This is a genomic window from Hymenobacter sediminicola (genome assembly GCF_014250515.1).
GTDB lineage: Bacteria > Bacteroidota > Bacteroidia > Cytophagales > Hymenobacteraceae > Hymenobacter > Hymenobacter sediminicola.
In genome coordinates this window covers 1,558,043-1,575,667 of sequence record NZ_CP060202.1, presented here as the reverse complement: position 1 = coordinate 1,575,667, position 17,625 = coordinate 1,558,043, and the positions used below count along the sequence as shown (strand labels likewise).

The window sequence follows — 17,625 nt, the reverse complement described above, 5'->3', positions numbered from 1 at the left end:
GTTAGCAGTTGCCGGATTGCTGCCTGCCCGCTTGCGGGCGGGCAGTTTTTTTACCTAGCTTATCCACGCGTACCTATCTTCGCTTGACCAACGCTCAACTCCTCTGGCTATGAAATCTTTGTGGATGCTGCTTCTGCTTAGCTTGCCTACGGCGGCTACCGTACAGGCTCAATCTACCCAACCAGTTGCTAGCGCGCCTGCACCCGATTCGGCCAAACCAGTGCTGCTGGCGGAGGCGGGCTGTGGGCAGTGCCGCCTCGGACTGCCCGGTAAGGGCTGCGACCTGGCGGTACGGCTGGATGGCAAGGCCTACTTCGTGGACGGGACTACTATCGACTCGCACGGCGACGCCCATGCCACTGATGGGTTCTGCAATGCCATCCGCAAGGCGGAGGTGCAGGGCGAAGTGGTGAACAACCGATTTCGAGCCACATATTTTCAACTCCTGCCAAAGCCGGAACGCACCCGATAAAGCGAGGCCATCTTGTACTGTTTTGGCACCCTGATGTATGAATACTATGGCAGCATATAAGGTAACAGCTAGCGGAAAACGGGACTTCCAGCTGGTGGCCGATGAGCTGGTATTGGGGACCTTGCAGTATACCGAGTGGTTTTCGTTTAAAGCCGTCATCACACTCGCAGACGGTTCCACTTTTCAAATTGCGCCTCGTGGTGCTTGGGGAACCACAATCGAGGTAAAAGCTCATGATACTGTCGTCCTGAACTTCAGAATGAACTGGGGCGGCAATATTCTTATCAAGTCAAGAATTCACCGAAAAGCTTTCATTTTTAAACAGAAAAGCCTGTTTAAAAACACGTATATCCTCCAGGATAAGGACGGCCAAGAAATGTTGACCATTCAGCCCGACTTCAAGTGGAGCAACATCAACCACGACTATAGTCTTTCGGCTACCGCTGAGTTTGATGCCTTTGACAACCACGCATTGCTGCTGCTGACAACCGTACACTGTGCGAACTACTACATGAGCATCGTAACGGGGATGACAGTCATTGCAGCAACGGCGTAAGGGCTTGTTCACCGAACCTGCTAGCAACAGAAAGCGCCACTCCTATTCAGGAATGGCGCTTTCTGTTGCTAGCAGGTTCGTTAGAATATGGAGCCATAGGCCTCGCAGCCGGCACACCAGCCGAAGAAGTTGCGCAACCTTTCATCCTTGGCTTCTTTCTTCCGCAGCTTGCGGGCGCGGCGGGCCGCTTTGGCAGCCAGATCAACGGCGGGCGTGGCAATATGGCGGCGCAGCGTGAGGTAGCGCCGAAAGACGAAGGTGCGGACCAAGGCAAAAGGGCTGGCGACGGGAGTAGTCATGGCGGTTGAGGCTTGGTGGACAAGGTTAAGTTACGGCTTTAATCCTCTCAATGTCAAGCCATAGCTGATTTTCCTGCCATTTGGGTGGGAGCTTCGTATGCGGATGTGGTTGTTTCTGAAAATCTTTACGCCTCCGCTTTTCGCTCCTTTCCATGGCTGCTGCTCTCCATACTCCTACCCTGCCCGACTCCCTGCTGCTTAATGGCCGCGAATTCCGCTACGCCGATATCCAGAAGTATCCCGCGCAGGCTCCCAAAGACCTCAACGGCTATGAGGCCCGCGTCCTCGACTTTTGCCGGCAGTGGCTCAATGGCACTCTGGAGTTTGGGCTGCGCACTTCCGGCTCCACAGGCCAGCCCCAGTCGCTTACGATGAAGCGGCAGCAGCTGACAGCGTCGGCCCGCCGCACCGGCGACTACTTCGACTTGGGCCCCGGCGACCGGATGCTGGTGTGCCTGAACTGCGAGTATGTAGGCGGCATTATGATGCTGGTGCGCGGTTTCGAGCGGAACATGCACTTGACTATTGTGGAGCCGCACGCCGATCCGCTGGCGTTATTGCCGCAGGGCGCAGAGTTCGATTTTGCCTCTTTTGTACCGCTGCAGCTGCGCGCAGTGCTGGAGGCTGGCCACGCGCCGCGCCTCAACCGCATGAAAGGCATTCTGGTGGGTGGCGCGGCTGTGGAGAAAAGCCTAGAGAAGGAAATTCAGAAGCTGAAGGTGCCGGTGTACCTCACCTACGGCATGACCGAAACTGCCTCGCACATTGCCCTGCGCCGCCTCAATGGCCCCGATGTGCAAACTACCTACCACGTGCTGCCCGGCATAGAGGTAGCACAGGACGCCCGCGGCTGCCTGACAGTGCGCGCCGACGTGACCGACAACCAGCTTATCACCACCAACGACCGGATACAATTGCTCGATGCGCACACGTTTGAGTGGCTGGGCCGCGCCGACTTCGTGATAAACAGCGGCGGCGTGAAGGTGCAAGCCGAGAAAGTGGAACAGGTGCTGGAAGTGGCCCTCACCGAACTAGGCCAGGGCCGCCGGGCCTTTGTGGCCGGCCGCCCCGATGTCCGCCTTGGCGAGCAGGTGACGGCGTTTTTAGAAGGCACCAAGCTGACCCACGCCCAGCAGGAACACCTGCGCACCCTGCTCAGCCAGCGGCTCAGCAAATACGAAGTGCCCCGTGACTTTGTGTACGTGCCCCAGTTTCGTACCACGGCTTCCGGAAAGCTTGACAGGCTGAACACGGTGCGTAGCCTCACAGCCGCCCCCAGCACCGGCGGCCGGTAGCAGGCAGCAGGTCAGGTGGAAGGCTGGTTATTGGAGTGTGTACTCATTTGTATTACTCCACAAAAGCCACAAGCCCACCTATAGTACAATTTCCACCTATACATCGGGAAATATTCCGTTGCTTTGCGGCTGTTCCTTTTCTGCCTGTTTTCCATGAAGCGTACCCGTATTTCTGTGGCGGCGCTGCTGCTGGCTTCTCAGCTTGGCGGCGGCTGTGCCAGCACTTCCAGCACCACTACTACCCCCACCACTGCCGTCAGCACGGCCACTACGGAGGCTGCAAGTCAGCTGGCTACGGCCGTAGCGGCAGAGCCGGCACCAGCAGCGTCTACCCCCACCACGCCGCCGTTTGAGGTGGTGAGCGAGCAGTTTGCTGATTTGCGCATTCTGCGCTACCAGGTGCCCGGATTCGAGGCCCTGAGCGCGCAGCAGAAAGAGCTGCTCTATTACCTCTACGAGGCGGCACTGAGCGGACGCGACATCATCTACGACCAGAATTACAAGCACAACCTGCGCGTGCTACGTACGCTGGAAGCGGTGTGGGCCGCTAACGAAGAGCGCCGCACGGCCAGCACTAACCAGCAGCAGATTGCCCACGCCAACGGCTTTGCCACCTACACCAAGCGAGTGTGGTTTAGCAACGGCATTCATCACCACTACAGCACCCGCAAGTTTGTGCCGGAATGCACGCCGGCCTACTTCAAGGAGTTGATTTTTGCCACCGACTCCAAGCTGCTGCCGCTGGAAAAAGGCGAGTCGGTAAACCAGTTTGTGGCCTCGATGACGCCTATCCTGTTCGACCCGAACGTGGCGGCCAAGCGCGTAAACCAAGAGGCCGGTAAGGACCTGCTAAAGACGTCGGCCATGAACTTCTACGAAGGCGTGAGCCAGGCCGAAGCTGAGGCGTACTACAAGAAGAAAATCAACCAGAAAGACCCGCAGCCCATTTCCTACGGCCTCAACTCGAAGCTGGTGAAGGACAAGCAGGGCGTGGTGCAGGAGCGGGTGTGGCGCGTAGAAGGCATGTACAGCCGCTCCCTGAAGCAGATAGTGTTCTGGCTCAAAAAAGCTACCGACGTAGCCGAAAATCCTGAACAGAAGCTGGCGCTGCAGAAGCTGGTGGAATACTACCAGTCCGGCGACCTGAAGAAGTGGGACGAGTACAACATAGCCTGGGTGCACGATACCAAGTCGCTAACGGATGTGGTGAACGGCTTCATCGAAGTGTACGGCGACCCGCTCGGCTACCGGGCCTCCTACGAGTCGGTGGTGTCGTTCAAGGATCTGGAGGCGACGAAGCGCATCAGTGCCATCGGCGACGAGGCCCAGTGGTTCGAGGACAATTCGCCGATCAAGTCTGAGCACAAAAAGAAAAACGTGGTGGGCATCACGGCTAAGGTGATTACGACGGTAGTAGAAGCCGGTGATGCCGCGCCCAGCACGCCCATCGGCATCAACCTGCCCAACGCCACCTGGATTCGCAAAGAGCACGGCTCGAAGTCGGTAAACCTGGGCAACATTGTGGATGCTTACGGCGCGGCCGATGCTGGTGGCATGCTCGACGAGTTTGCTTACGACGAAGCTGAGAAGCAGCGCGCCCGGCAGTATGCGGGCCTGGCCGGCAAGCTCCACACGGATATGCACGAAGTAATCGGGCATGCTTCGGGCCAGATCAACAAAGGCGTAGGCACACCCAAGGAAACCCTGAAAAGCTACGCTTCGGCGCTGGAAGAAGCCCGCGCTGACCTCGTGGCCCTTTACTACCTACCCGATGCCAAACTTCAGCAATTGGGCGTGGTGCCTTCGGCTGATGTAGCCAAAGCCGAGTACGACAACTACATCCGCAACGGCCTGATGACCCAGCTTGTGCGGCTGCAGCTGGGCGAAACCGTGGAGGAAGCCCACATGCGCAACCGCCAGATGGTGGCCAAATGGGTGTTTGAGAAAGGCAAGCAGGAGAAAGTGGTGGAGAAGGTGATGCGCGACGGCAAAACCTACTTCCGCGTGAACGACTATGAGAAGCTACGTGGCCTGTTTGGGCAGTTGCTGCGCGAGTTGCAGCGCATCACGAGTGAAGGCGACTACGCCGCCGGCAAAGCCCTCATCGAAACCTACGGCGTGAAAGTAGACCCTGTGCTGCACAAGGAAGTGCTGGCTCGCTACGCCACGCTCAACATAGCGCCCTATGCTGGCTTCATTCAGCCGCGCTTGGTGCCGGTGGAGCAGGACGGCAAAATCGTGGACGTGAAGGTGGAATACCCCACCGACTTTGCTAAGCAAATGCTGGATTACGGTCGCAAATACCGTCTGCTGCCAAACTACAACTAGCTGATATGCCGTGCGTCATCCTGAGCGCGCTCAGGATGACGCACACTTTTCGCTCTCCTCACAACCACCTTCTACATGAAACACCTTTCTGCTTGCTTGTTGCTGCTGACTCTGCTTCTGACGGCACCTGCCCTGCACGCCCAAAACGCCCCAACTGTTGCCCGTTACGAATACTGCGAGCTACATCTGAAAAGCGGTGACGTATTCGTGGACTTCGGTTTTGGCCCCGAGAAGCTGGGCGGCGGCTCCCTCTCCAAGCTGGAAGCGGGCAAGTTGCAGGTATTTGCCACCCACATCAGCGCCCTCAACTATATGGGCTCCCTGGGCTGGGACGTAGTGCAGGTGTACGGTGATGTGGCGCAGGGCAACTTGCGCAACAAGGAGCAGTTCTTCATGCTGCGCCGCCTGCGTTCCTCACAGGGTGTAAACGTAAGCAAGCCCTAAGCACACTTCCGGGAAATTTTCACCAGCAAAACCCCCCATTTCGGTCAGCGGAATGGGGGCTTTTTGCAGTTGGAAGTTGGTAGCGCTAAACACGTAGGTAGTGTAGGCGACAGGGTGCGTTACCAGTCAGCACGGCGCAGCCCCTGCTGCGTGAACAGGCGCTGCCGGCCTCGCATTACCTTATACACGTCGCCGAGGGAAAGCTTGACGCGGCCGTAAAACACGGGCCCGTTCAGTTCGCGCTGGGTAAATCGGTTGATAAATACCGGCTGGCGCCAGCCCACGCCGGTGCCCAGGGCCAGCCAACGGTAGACCCGCATTTGGGCCGTTAGGGAAGGCTCAACCAGCCAGATAATTCGTTTGGGTGAACGAACGAGGCTGCCATCAGGCAGCGCATAGCGGGCGTAGGTTTTGCCCACCCCAATTTGGAGCTGGCTGGCAATTTCCCAGCGCGGATTACCTAGTACCACATACTCGCCATAGCCGGCCACATAGCGCAGCCGCAGCTCCGAGGTAGTAGCAGCCGGCAGCTCCGACGGGATAGGCTGCCGCGAGGGAATACCGTTGCTAAGCAGGTACACCCCAAGCCCCGTGCGGAGCCGGCCGCGCCATTCAATGCCCAGCTTCAGGCCCGGTACCGTTACCAGTTGATGGTTGATGATGGAGTTGCGGATATCCAGCTGAAACACCGGGCGGCGGTGCGGCTGGCGCACAGTTACGCTGTCATCATCGGGAGCGGAAGGAGCCGTGAGGGGGTGGGCAGCAGCGGAGCCGGCCAGCAACACCAGGCTGAGCGCGCCCACTACGGGCCATCGGATAGGCGAACTTGACTCTTCCACGGGGCAAAGGTACGGCCGAATCGGGCCGGAGTTACTGAAGCTGGCTTTACTAACCGCCGAACGGGCATCCGGTTCACTGATCCAGCCTTCCGGTTCACCCTAGCGCTGGTGACGGTTCACCGCTTTTGCCGCTGACTTTAGGCCGGGCACTTTGTACTTTAGAATTGTCATCCAGACTCACTACTATGCTGCTCACTCCCGACTTTTTATTTTCGCTGGCTAACCCGGTTGCCATGCTGGGCTGGGCGCTGCTGGTACTGGCCCCACGCTGGAGCTTCACGCGGCGGCTAGTGCTGAGCGGGGCATTACCACTGGTGCTGGCCGCGGCCTACGCGCTTCTGATTGGGAGCCACTACCTGGGGCCGCACGCGTCAGAAGGTGGGTTCAGTTCGCTGCAGCAGGTAGCGGCGCTGTTCCGCAGCCCGTGGGCCTTGCTGGCCGGCTGGGTACATTATCTGTGCTTCGATTTGGGTATGGGCATCTGGGAAAGCCTGGATGCGCGGCGGCGTGGCGTGCCCCATCTACTGCTGGTGCCGTGCTTGCTGCTTACGTTTCTGTTTGGGCCGGTAGGGCTACTGCTCTACGCCTTGGTGCGGCGCTTCTATCCGCGCGCTGCCTCTGTGTCTGCCGCTTCGGTTTCTGCTGCTGTCCTTTAGCCTTTCTGCGCCATGTCTGCTGCTTCCCTCTCCCTGAAAACCACTGCCTCCCCCGCCACCGCAGCGGCTGGCAGCACTACTTCCCTAGTTTCCAACGTCGCGGCCTGGCTGCGCACACTGCACCGCGCGAATCCGGTGCTTAGCTGGGCCGGCTGGCTGAACGTGGGGCTGCTGGCGGTAGCGCTGGTACTGCTCCCGCTCGATACACGGGTAGTAACCGGCAGCCTCGTCTGGATTAAGCCCATCAAGTTCTGCCTGTCCATTATAGCCTTTGTCTGGACACTAGGCTGGTTGCTGGCCGACCTGCCGGCGCAAGCGCAACGCTCGGTACGTGTGCTGAGTTGGGGAGTGGCCCTGAGCATGCTGGCCGAGCAAGCGTGCATTTTCGTGCAGGCAGCCCGCGGCACTACGTCACACTTCAACATCGCCAGTACCTTCGATGCCACCCTGTTTCAGGTGATGGGCGTGATGATTATGCTGAACACGCTGCTGACCGTCTGGGCCGTGTATCTGGTATGGCGGCACCGGCCCCACGGCCCGGCCGGCTACGTCTGGGGCGTGCGTCTGGGTCTGCTGCTGTTTCTGGCAGGCAGTATTCTGGGCGGTATGATGATTCATCTGAACCAGCACACGGTGGGCGCACCGGATGGTGGCGCCGGCCTGCCCGGCATCGGCTGGAGCACCCGCGCCGGCGACTTGCGCATTGCCCATTTTCTGGGCCTGCACAGTCTGCAGGTGGTGCCGCTGCTGGGCTGGTGGCTAAGCAGCCGGCTGCCGCGCCGCGCCGTGCTCCTGACCTGGCTGGGCGCTGCTGCCTACACTGGCTTAGTAGTGGTATTATTTCAGCAGGCTATGCGCGGCGTGCCACTGCTACAGCTATAGCGCCTGATTTTCTTACGGCTGAGTAAGCACTGCCCCTACAACCAGAGGCTGCAGGTAACCGGTGCGCCCGGTGCGTGTAGGTGTGCCTCACCCGGCTCCTCTCCTATTCTCTCTTTCTTCATTCTCCCCTACGAATGGCTGCCTTTCACTATTCCTTCCGCACAATCCTACTGGGTCTGTTCCTGCTTACCGTTTCTCTCAGCCACGCCCAGCAAGCAACCGGCAAGCTTACCAACGGCCCCACTACCCTGCTCACCTCCGACTCGGTGCAACTATATGTGCGGGTAGCGGGCCAAGGCACCCCCTGCGTGTTTGTGCACGGCGGACCGGGCGCGGGCAGCTACTCGTTTGAGAAGCTGGGCGGCAACCGCCTCGAAGACCAGCTCCGCCTGATCTACTTCGACCAGCGCGGCAGTGGCCGCTCGGCCAGCTCTTCCCGCCAGCACTACTCCATGGCGCGCATGGTGCAGGATCTGGAAGAGTTGCGGCAGCACCTTGGGCTGGAAAAGTGGGTGGTAATGGCGCATTCGTTCGGCGGCACTATTGCCACGGCCTATGCCACTCAGTACCCGCAACGGGTACAGGCGCTGGTACTGGTGAATGCCGTGCTGAATCCGCCGGCTTCGCTGGAAAGCATGCTGCACTACGGCAATTCCCTGCTGCCGGCCGCCGCACAGCCTAGCCCCAGCGTGCCCATGATGCAGCGCGTAGGGATGGTGATGGGGGCTTTACAGCAGCAAAGATTGGCTTGGAAGCTGCAGTTTTCCGCCGATTCTATGGCTGCCCGCGCCGGCCGTGTTAGTCGCGCGGTGGCTGCCAATCAGGATTTTGCCACGCAGGTATTCAGCGGTAAGCTTCCCGACTACGGCCAGGATTTTGTTCCGGCCACAGCCACGCTAATGATGCCGGTACTGAACATTGTAGGCCAAGATGACCGTACGACGGGTGCTACGCCCACTACATTCCGGTTTCCGAAACAGCAGACCGTGACGCTGCCCGGCAAGCACAATTCGTTTCTGGAGCAGCCAGCGGCGTTCCGGCAGGCGGTAGTTAGCTTCGTGCAGAAACTCCCGCGCTAACATCCTGCTGCATGCCGCTACCCGCCTTACGCCCCACCACTTTCATGAACGACCGGTGGTTTCTGCTCATCGGCATCCCGGTACTGGCGCTGCTGGCACTGCTGCCTCGGGGCCTGATACACGTGCGCTCCGTGACGGATTTTTTGGTCGCCTGGGTGACTTCAACGGCGGTTACGGCTACGTTCTGGCTGGCGGGCCGGGCGTTGTGGCGGGCGTTGCTCCGGCGTTTTCCGAGTGTAGAGCAAACCACCCGGCGCCTTTGGTGGCTGGCCCTCATCAACACCTCCATCACGGCCCTTGTTACGCTCGGCATCGGGCTGTTGGCGGCCTGGTCGCAGGGCGGGCACCTCACGGCAGGCACATATCTGTTCGAGTTTGGCCTGAACATGGTGCCTACAGTCGTGATTCAGCTTATCTATGAAAGCTGGCACCTGTTTCAGCAATGGGCCCGGAACGTGCGCCGTGCCGAACAGTTGCAAAGTGCCGGCGTACAGAGCCAGCTCGAAGCCCTCCAAAGCCAGCTTGACCCGCACTTTCTCTTCAACTCGCTCAACACGCTGTCGGCCCTGATTGAGCCCGAAAACGAGCCAGCCCAGCAATTCGTGGAGCAGCTTGCCGATGTGTACCGCTACGTACTGCTGGCCCGCGACAAACCCACTGTGCCGCTTAGTGAGGAACTGCAATTTGTCGATACCTATCTGGCCTTGCACAAAGCCCGTTTCCGCGACAATCTGCACGTGACCCGCACTATTCCGGACTACCTGCTGACCCACCATGTGGCCCCACTCAGCGTGCAGTTGCTCGTGGAAAATGCTCTGAAGCACAATGTAGCCTCGCGGGAGCATCCCTTAGAACTGCGCCTGCAAGCTGAAGCCGACTGCTACTTAGTAGTTGAGAATACGCTGAGGCCCCGTCTGGCTGGCCTCGCGCCGGGTACCGGCACGGGCCTACGCAACGTACGCCACCGGTACGAGCTGTTGCAGGCGGCGCAGCCCGTCAGCGTGACGACTACTGACGGCTGGTTCCGGGTGCTGTTGCCGCTACTGCCAGCTCGGTAGCATCAATGCATCGTGGCAGAATAGATAGATTGCGCCCCTCTGACAACTACTATTTTACACCTGCCTGCTTTTGGACAGAATGACTATTTTGCTGCTTGAAGACGAATATCCAGCTGCCGAACGGCTCCAGCGCCTGCTGCGCCAGGCTGCCCCCGAGGCGCAGATGCTGGCCGTATTGGATAGCGTGGCTGGGGCCCTGCAGTGGCTGGATTCCAACCCCGCCCCCGACTTAATTCTCAGCGACATTCAATTAGCTGACGGCCTGAGCCTAGAGGTGTTCGAGCAGACTGTAGTGCGCAGTCCGGTCATTTTCACCACTGCCTACGACGCTTATGCCATCCGGGCTTTTAAGGCCAACAGCGTCGACTATCTGTTGAAACCCGTGAAGCTGACTGAATTGCAGGCAGCCCTCACCAAACTACGTGAATGGCGCGTACCAGCGCCCACAGGAACCACAACGCCGCCGGATACCGCCACGCATCGTCTGGAACGCCTGTTGGATGCGCTACCCCGCCCTGACCACCACTACAAGGTCCGCTTTCTGGTACGCAGTGGCGAGCAACTGCTGCCTGTGCAGGCAACCCAAATTGCCTGGTTTCAGAGCCGCCACGAAACTACCACCCTCGCCACCACCGACGGCCGCCGCTTTGTGGTGGACTACACGCTGGAACAGCTGGAAACCCTCCTCGACCCGCGTCAGTTTTTCCGCCTCAACCGCCAGTTCATTGCGCAGCTACCCGCCGTGCAGCGCCTGCACCCGCACTTCAACGGCAAGCTCCTGCTGGAACTACACCCTACCCCAAATGAAGAAGTAGTCGTAAGCCGGGAGAAAGCAGCGCTGGTAAAAAACTGGCTGGAAGGCTAAGGCTTATGGATTTCTCAGTTCTGGGACAGAAACCGTATCAGCCCGCCACCCGCTGCCCCGCCAACCACGCTGCCGACTACCAGCTCGGCCAGCGTATGTCGGCGCAGCACAAGCCGCGAAGCGGCAATCAGGGTAGCCAGCACCAGAGCAGTTGCGCCCCAGGTGGGTTCCAGGCGTAGCAACACGCAGGCTAGGAAAAAGGAAATAGCCGCGTGCAACGACACTTTCAGCCAGAAATTTAGCAGGTAGCACGCCAGCAGAAGTCCCCACGCCGCCAGCAGGCCGTACCGGAACCCGCCGTCGGCTTGCTGCTGCCAGAACAGCACGAGCGTGGCCAGCCCCAGCAACGCCAGCAGCACCGGATAAAAGGAGTTGCGCTGCTTCCGCTCCGATACGTCGAAGTTGGTGTAGGTACCGCGCCGCGTCTGCCGCAGGTTCCACAAGCCGATGGGCACTACCACCAGCAGCACGCTGCCAATAGCCCACCCGGAAGCCGCGCCCTGCCACTGCCGCACGGCCACAAAAGCCACCATCGTCGGCACCAGTATCAACGGGTGCCCCAGCCCGGATACTACCGCCGCCACCCGGCGCACCATCAACGAGTCGAGCATAATTTAGCGGTCCAGCCAGGCCTTGAAGGCGGCTACTTTCTCGCGGCTGACTAGTACGGTGTCGTTGTCGGGGGCGGTGGGCTTGAGGACAGTTTGCAGGCGCGAATTAGTGTAGTGGATGATGTCGTGGATGGCCTCTGCATGGGCCAGATAGGCGCGGTTGAGGCGGAAGAACTCCGTAGGGTCGAGCATCTGCTCCAGCTGCTCCAGCGTGTAGTCCACCACAAAGCGGCGGCCCTCACGGGTATGCAGCAACGTCACTTTTTCCAGGCTGGCGAAGTAGGCTATCTGCTCCACCGGAATGGCCTTCAGATGCTCGCCCACCCGCACTACAAACCGCGACTTATACTCTTTAGCCGGTTGGGCCTGCTGCAGTACTCGCGCCAGTAAGGCTGCATCAAACTGCGGGGCGGCAGCTTCGCGCTGGCGCTGCAGCTTGGCTAGCGCCGCCGTCAGTTCTTCCGGGGCTATGGGCTTGAGCAGGTAGTCCACACTGTTCACTTTGAACGCACGCAGAGCATACTTGTCGTAGGCCGTAGTGAAGATGACCGGACTGCGGATTTCGAGTCGCTCGAACAGTTCGAAGCTCAGCCCATCGGCCAGATGAATGTCCAGAAACAACACGTCGGGCGCGGGCTGCAACGCCCGCAACAGTGCCTCCGCCTCCACCACCGATTCGGCCATACCAACTACTTCTACTGGCTGCGGCTGCTTTTTCAGGAGTCCGGCCAAGCGGTTGGCAGCCAGTGGTTCGTCTTCGATGATGAGGGCACGGAGTGGTTGCGTGGTAATGAGAGCCATAAAAAGGCAGAGGCTTGTTGGATAGTAATCGGCAACTGGTTACTGCTAACCAGAGAATGAAATCAACGGGTAAACTGGCCGCAGCAGCACTCCCGCTTCGGCCAGCTTAGCATGGCGCTGCAGGCCTTTGCACCTATTCCAGCTCCAGCAGCGGTAATGTTACGATGAACTCGGTTTCGGTTTTGACTACTACCACCAACTCACTCGTCAGAAAAGCATAGCGTGCCTGCAGGTTCTGCAGGCCAAGGCCCGTCGATTCGCCTTCGGGCACGCGGCGGTAGCGCAAGGTGTTGCGTACTGTGAGGCGGCGCGCGGCAGCATCCAGTTCCACCGTGATGCGCAGTGGGTCGCGCTGGGATGTGGCGTTGTGCTTGAGGGCGTTTTCGAGCAGTAGTTGCACGGCTAGCGGGGGCACCAGCAGTGTTTCCAACGCAGCCGCAGGAGGCAGCTTCAGCTCCACGCTCAACCCCTCGCCCAGCCGGGTTCTTTGCAGAAACAGATACGACTCCACGAAGCGCATTTCCTCCGCCACCGATACCACTTCCTGCTCCTGGCTATCGAGCACGTAGCGGTAGACCTGGCTGAGCTGCCGGATGAAGCGCACGGCGCGGCTGGGGTCTTCTTCTACCAGCGAAGTCAGGGCATTCAGGGAATTGAACAGGAAGTGCGGATCTACCTGGCGGCGCAACGAATCGAGGCGGGCCACGGCGTTTTCCTTTTCCACCCGTTCGGCCCGGATGGCCGCCTCGCGCCAGTGCTGCAGGAATGAGCGGCTGTGCAGAAACAACGACACAACCCCCGTTATAATCAGCGGAAACGCATACTGCGGCCACATGCGGGCGGCAAATATCATCCGAACCGGCTGGCGCAGATACAGCACATGAAACGTACCGTTCACCACCAGAATCACCACCATGGAGGCCACCAGCGAGGCAGCCAGCGTGAACAGAAAGCGGCGCGCAGGCTGCCGCGTCCAGTCGGCGCGGGAGTTGAGCCATTCTACCGCGTAGCCGTTCACCAGCCACAGCCCGGCCGTGTAGGCAAAGGTGATGATGAAATTGAGCAGCATATCCGGCAGATTGCCCCAGGCCGCCAGATCCATGGTCACACTTATCACCGCCGCTATCAGCAGCAGAATGCCTAGCAGCCGGAGCAGCTCTTTCGGACGGCGGTGCAGGGGCAGAAGCGCGGGATGCTGTTCGTTCATAGCGGAAGAAGGGCCCGAATCTAAGCAGAAACCGGCAGCATCCGCGGCGGCCGGAACCAGCGCGGCCATTGCCAGAGCGGGCCGGTTACTGCGCACTGGTAGTAGCGGTTTCGTACTGTTTCAGACGGCCCAGCAGCTGCCGTTCGCCCCAGTTAGGTGCCAGTGCCGAAGCGGGCTTGAAGGCCGCAAAGCTCACTTTGGCCTGGTCGTAGAAAGGCTTGGCCACATCGGGGCCGCCGCCTACCATCTTGGGCCGAAAGTAGAAGTTGTTGCCGCGCAATAGCAGCACGCGGGGGTTCTGGGGGTTGGCGGTCTGGGCCTGGGTCAGGGCGTCTTCTACTTTGCCGCCGTAGGCCATGAAGCGCGTCATCGGCGACACCATGATGCGGGCCTGGTAGATGTAGGCCTGTAGCACACTCACCTCCGACTCGTCGCCGCGCAGCTTACGGGCTTGGGCCAGCGCGGCATCGGCCTGGTCGAGGTAGTTGTCCTTGGCCTCATCCCCTTCCTTGGTCACGAAGCAGGCAATAACGCGGGCATACGCTTGGTAGTAGCGGGGCAGCCAGTCCTGCGGGGCCACGGCCGCGGCGCGCTCCAGCTTGGCATCGGCCTGCATGAGTTGCGGTACTTCCCCGGATTTCATCAATTCCGTGATGGTGGCAGCCATCATGGTGGTGTAGGCATCAGCGGGAGCAGCGGCGGTGGCAGCGGGAGCAGCGGCGGTAGTTGGCGCCTGGGCTTGCGCGGCGAAGGAGGCGGCGAGAGCGAGCAGAAGGAGCGTCTTTTTCATGATGTGGAGGAGGTTAGTGGCGGTTGAGTGATTCAAAGGTGCGCGCCGCTAAGCCGCCAGCAAACTTGCAGTTGCCGAAGTGTCGGATATGCCGGATGAAGCGTCGTCATACCGGATTCGGGCTTTCTCTCCAGCCACTCATCAATGCCGTGAACTATACAATAGCTTATTCTTCCGGTAATATTCTGATAATGGGAGGCAGATAGTTTTGTGGTCGAAATAACCACCCAAGCCCATGCCTCACAACTACTTAGCCCGAGCCTCCCGGCTCTGTGCGACGGGCCTCCCTGTGCTTTTGCTGAGCAGCAGCGCCTTTGCACAATCCCAAACTATTTCGGGCAGCGTAACCGACGACCAGGGCCAGGCCCTGCCCGGTGCCACTGTGGTAGTGAAAGGCACCACCAATGGCACCTCCACCGATGCACAGGGGGCCTACACCATCAGCGCGCCTTCCGATGCAGTGCTGCTCGTGACCTATATCGGCTTCCTGACGCGGGAAGTGCCGGTGGAAGGCAAAACCCAGCTCAACCTGCGGCTCACGCCCGACGCCAAGCAGTTGAATGAGGTGGTCGTAACGGCCCTGGGCATCAAGCGCGAGCAGAAGGCGCTGGGCTACGCTACTCAGACAATTGGCGGCGACGCCCTGCTGGAAGCCCGCCCGAACAACTTTTCGCAGGCCCTATCGGGCAAGGTGGCGGGCCTAAATTTGATTTCGTCAGGCTCGGGTCCGGTGAACTCCACCCGTATTTCGCTGCGTGGCGACAACTCCCTGAACCCCAACGGCAACAACGCTCTGATTGTGCTGGACGGCGTGCCCATGAACAGCGGCCTGACCAGCTCCGGCGTGGGAAGTGCCTACGGGGCCGGCTCCGGCAACGACGTGCCCGTGGACTTCGGCAATGGCATTGCCGACATCAACCCCGACGATATTGCCAGCATTACGGTACTGAAGGGCGCCAGCGCTACAGCTTTGTATGGTAGTCGTGCCGCCAACGGTGCCCTCATCATCACCACCAAAACCGGCTCGCGCAAAAAGAAGGGCCTGGGCGTGACGGTGAACAGCAACTACAGCGTGAACACCGTGCTGCAGTGGCCCGAGTACCAGTATGAGTACGGCCAGGGCACCGGCCGCTCGTTCAACGCGGCCGGCGACATGTACTACTCCTACGGTGCCTCCGCCGATGGCGCCAATACGGGCGGCACCAGCAGCGCCTTCGGCCCCAAGTTCAATGGGCAGATGTACTACCAGTACGACCCCGTAACGCAGGCTCAGTCGGCGGAGCGGCTGCCGTGGGTGCCCTACAAGGACAACATCAAGGGCTTTTTCCGGACGGGCTCCACGCTCACCAACAGCGTGGCGCTGGAAGGCGGCAACGAAACCAGTTCGGCCCGCGCTTCTGTGACGCACTCCAAAAACGAGTGGATTATGCCCAACACGGGTTATGAACGCCTCACAGCAGCTCTGAGCGTGAACCAGACCATTGCCAGCAAACTGAAACTGGCGGGCAAAGTCAACTTCACGAACCGCACCAGCGACAACCTGCCCGCCACCGGCTACAACAACCAGTCGTTGTCGTACTTCATGATTTTCCAGAACCCCAACGTGCCGCTCGACGCGTACCGCACCATCTGGAAAAACGGCCTTGAGCAGGTAGACCAGGTGCACCCGTTCAGCACGTTCATCGACAATCCGTATCTGATTGCCTATGAGATGACCAACGCCGTGACGACGCGGACCACCGTGGGCAACCTCTCGGCCACCTACGACCTCACGCCGAAACTGAGCTTGTTGGCGCGCTCGGGCATTGCCATGAGCCAGGAAAACCGCGAAATGCGTCGCCCCTACAGCACCGCCAACTTCCAGAAGGGCTACTTCAAGCAGCAGGATATCAGCAACTACGAGGCCAATACCGACTTCCTGCTGACCTACCATGAGCAGTTGGGCCAGCACTTCGACCTGCGCGCTTCAATGGGCGGCAACGCCATGTACCGCCGCTACCGGGGCACCGACGGCGTGGTGGACGGCCTCGTGATTCCGGGCGTGTACAAGCTCACCAACGGCCTCAGCAACCCGCTGCTGACCAGCACTACCACGGCCCGCCGCATCCACAGTCTCTACGCCCTCACCTCGCTGTCGTTCGACGACAAGATCTTCGTGGATCTGACCGGCCGCAACGACTGGTCGAGCACGCTGCCAGTGCAGAACAACTCGTTTTTCTACCCGTCCATCAGCTCCAGCTTTATCCTGAACGAGCTGTTGCCAATGCCCACCTCCATTTCGCTGGCCAAGGTGCGGCTGTCGGCGGCGCAGGTCGGCAACGACACCGACCCGTACTACACCCGCAAATACTACGGCCGCAGTGACTTTCCCGGCGCCGGCTCAGTGCCCACCACGCTGTTCAACACCAATTTCAAGCCCGAAATTACGACCAGCTACGAGGCCGGCGTGGAGTACCTGATGTTTCAGGGCCGCATTGGGGCCGACGTGACGGTGTACCAGAACACCACGCGCAACCAGATTCTGGAAGTGCCCATCGACCCGACCACCGGCTACAGCCGCGCCCTGCTGAATGCCGGCGAGGTGCGCAACCGGGGCGTAGAAGTGGTGCTGAATGCCCGCCCCATCGACAACAACGCCTTCAAGTGGAAAACTACCGGCACCTGGTCGCGCAACCGCAATAAGGTGCTTAGCCTGGCCGAGGGCCTCACCGACCAGCAGGTGATTGGCACGGGCGGCACGGCTACGCTGCTGGCCACCGTAGGCGGCACCACCGGCGACATCTACGGCTTCGGCTTCGACTATTCGCCCGATGGCAAAATCATTTACAACAAAGACGGGTTGCCGGTGCAGCCGGCCGCCATCAAGTACATCGGGCGGGCCTACGCCGACTGGAAAGGGGGCCTGCTGAACGAGTTTTCCTACAAGAATTTCCGGGTGAGCGTGTTGTTTGATGGGCAATACGGTGGCATTGTGTACTCGCAGACGCACCACAAGATGAGCGAGCAGGGCAAGCTGAAATCGACACTACCGGGCCGGGAGGAAGGGTTCATCATCGGGGACGGCGTAGTGAAGAATGCCGACGGCTCGTTTTCACCGAACACGACCAAAGTAATTCCAGCCGCCTACTACGCCGAGTACTACCGCCGCGCCAACATTGAGAGTAACTCGTTTGACGCTTCCTACCTCAAGCTGCGCGAAGCCCGCCTCGAATTCAACCTGCCTGCCGCGCTGCTGGCCAGAACCAAAGCCCTGACCGGCGCCACCATCGGCCTCTACGGCCGCGACCTGGCCATGTGGACCAAGTTCCCCATGTTCGACCCCGAAACGGCGGCCCTGAACGGCGGCACCATCCTGCCCGGCGTCGAAATCGGCCAGCTTCCTTCCACCCGCACGATGGGCGTGAACCTCACGCTGCAGTTCTAGCATGTGCATATCACCAGAA

Annotated in this window: 17 protein-coding genes; 11 read left to right on the top strand and 6 right to left on the bottom strand. The window is 60.0% G+C overall.

Going from position 1 to position 17,625, the window contains the following annotated elements; translation table 11 throughout:
* Nucleotides 1–109 precede the first annotated feature (109 nt).
* Together H4317_RS06710 and H4317_RS06705 are read left to right on the top strand one after the other, a co-directional pair.
* Nucleotides 110–472: a DUF6370 family protein gene (locus H4317_RS06710; protein ID WP_221899185.1), complete on the top strand. Its 363-nt coding sequence runs from the start codon at nt 110–112 to the stop codon at nt 470–472.
* 46 nt (nt 473–518) lie between these two features.
* Nucleotides 519–1,028 (top strand): hypothetical protein, encoded by a 510-nt coding sequence (locus H4317_RS06705; RefSeq protein ID WP_185889357.1) that lies wholly within the window; start codon nt 519–521, stop codon nt 1,026–1,028.
* 80 nt (nt 1,029–1,108) lie between these two features.
* Here the strand turns inward: H4317_RS06705 and H4317_RS06700 are convergent, their stop codons facing one another.
* Nucleotides 1,109–1,327: a hypothetical protein gene (locus H4317_RS06700; RefSeq protein WP_185889356.1), complete on the bottom strand. Its 219-nt coding sequence runs from the start codon at nt 1,325–1,327 to the stop codon at nt 1,109–1,111.
* A gap of 152 nt (nt 1,328–1,479) precedes the next feature.
* Between H4317_RS06700 and H4317_RS06695 the strand changes: the two genes are divergently transcribed.
* From H4317_RS06695 to H4317_RS06685, 3 genes are all read left to right on the top strand, one after another.
* A complete protein-coding gene (locus H4317_RS06695; RefSeq protein WP_185889355.1) occupies nt 1,480–2,622 on the top strand; it encodes an AMP-binding protein in 1,143 nt (380 codons plus the stop codon).
* A gap of 153 nt (nt 2,623–2,775) precedes the next feature.
* Nucleotides 2,776–4,950, top strand: a complete 2,175-nt coding sequence (locus H4317_RS06690) for a dipeptidyl-peptidase 3 family protein (RefSeq protein WP_185889354.1) — start codon at nt 2,776–2,778, stop codon at nt 4,948–4,950.
* Nucleotides 4,951–5,025: 75 nt separating this feature from the next.
* The gene (locus H4317_RS06685) at nt 5,026–5,394 is read left to right on the top strand and encodes a hypothetical protein (protein WP_185889353.1); all 369 of its coding nucleotides are present in this window, start codon (nt 5,026–5,028) and stop codon (nt 5,392–5,394) included.
* Nucleotides 5,395–5,513: 119 nt separating this feature from the next.
* Here H4317_RS06685 and H4317_RS06680 read toward each other — a convergent pair whose 3' ends face one another.
* Entirely contained in the window at nt 5,514–6,233 is a 720-nt protein-coding gene (locus H4317_RS06680; protein ID WP_185889352.1) for a hypothetical protein, read from the bottom strand.
* A gap of 185 nt (nt 6,234–6,418) precedes the next feature.
* Between H4317_RS06680 and H4317_RS06675 the strand changes: the two genes are divergently transcribed.
* The 5 genes from H4317_RS06675 to H4317_RS06655 all read left to right on the top strand — a co-directional run bounded on the left by H4317_RS06675 (nt 6,419) and on the right by H4317_RS06655 (nt 10,773).
* Nucleotides 6,419–6,889: an ABA4-like family protein gene (locus H4317_RS06675; protein WP_185889351.1), complete on the top strand. Its 471-nt coding sequence runs from the start codon at nt 6,419–6,421 to the stop codon at nt 6,887–6,889.
* 12 nt (nt 6,890–6,901) lie between these two features.
* On the top strand, nt 6,902–7,771 hold the full coding sequence (locus H4317_RS06670) for a hypothetical protein (protein WP_185889350.1): 870 nt from the start codon (nt 6,902–6,904) through the stop codon (nt 7,769–7,771).
* 134 nt (nt 7,772–7,905) lie between these two features.
* Nucleotides 7,906–8,850 carry an alpha/beta fold hydrolase gene (locus tag H4317_RS06665; RefSeq protein ID WP_185889349.1) on the top strand — a complete coding sequence of 315 codons (945 nt, stop codon included), beginning with the start codon at nt 7,906–7,908 and terminating at the stop codon, nt 8,848–8,850.
* Nucleotides 8,851–8,861: 11 nt separating this feature from the next.
* Nucleotides 8,862–9,908: a sensor histidine kinase gene (locus tag H4317_RS06660; protein WP_185889348.1), complete on the top strand. Its 1,047-nt coding sequence runs from the start codon at nt 8,862–8,864 to the stop codon at nt 9,906–9,908.
* Nucleotides 9,909–9,987: 79 nt separating this feature from the next.
* Nucleotides 9,988–10,773 carry a LytR/AlgR family response regulator transcription factor gene (locus tag H4317_RS06655; RefSeq protein ID WP_185889347.1) on the top strand — a complete coding sequence of 262 codons (786 nt, stop codon included), beginning with the start codon at nt 9,988–9,990 and terminating at the stop codon, nt 10,771–10,773.
* A 14-nt stretch (nt 10,774–10,787) separates the two neighbouring features.
* Here the strand turns inward: H4317_RS06655 and H4317_RS06650 are convergent, their stop codons facing one another.
* The 4 genes from H4317_RS06650 to H4317_RS06635 all read right to left on the bottom strand — a co-directional run bounded on the left by H4317_RS06650 (nt 10,788) and on the right by H4317_RS06635 (nt 14,182).
* Nucleotides 10,788–11,384 (bottom strand): phosphatase PAP2 family protein, encoded by a 597-nt coding sequence (locus H4317_RS06650; RefSeq protein WP_185889346.1) that lies wholly within the window; start codon nt 11,382–11,384, stop codon nt 10,788–10,790.
* Nucleotides 11,385–11,387: 3 nt separating this feature from the next.
* Nucleotides 11,388–12,185, bottom strand: coding sequence for a LytR/AlgR family response regulator transcription factor (locus H4317_RS06645; RefSeq protein ID WP_185889345.1), 798 nt, complete (start codon nt 12,183–12,185; stop codon nt 11,388–11,390).
* A 133-nt stretch (nt 12,186–12,318) separates the two neighbouring features.
* On the bottom strand, nt 12,319–13,392 hold the full coding sequence (locus H4317_RS06640) for a sensor histidine kinase (protein WP_185889344.1): 1,074 nt from the start codon (nt 13,390–13,392) through the stop codon (nt 12,319–12,321).
* Between the two features lie 85 nt (nt 13,393–13,477).
* The gene (locus tag H4317_RS06635; protein WP_185889343.1) at nt 13,478–14,182 is read right to left on the bottom strand and encodes a hypothetical protein; all 705 of its coding nucleotides are present in this window, start codon (nt 14,180–14,182) and stop codon (nt 13,478–13,480) included.
* Nucleotides 14,183–14,417: 235 nt separating this feature from the next.
* Here H4317_RS06635 and H4317_RS06630 point away from each other — a divergent pair, with 235 nt between their 5' ends.
* Nucleotides 14,418–17,606, top strand: coding sequence for a SusC/RagA family TonB-linked outer membrane protein (locus H4317_RS06630; RefSeq protein ID WP_185889342.1), 3,189 nt, complete (start codon nt 14,418–14,420; stop codon nt 17,604–17,606).
* The last annotated feature ends 19 nt before the right edge of the window (nt 17,607–17,625 follow it).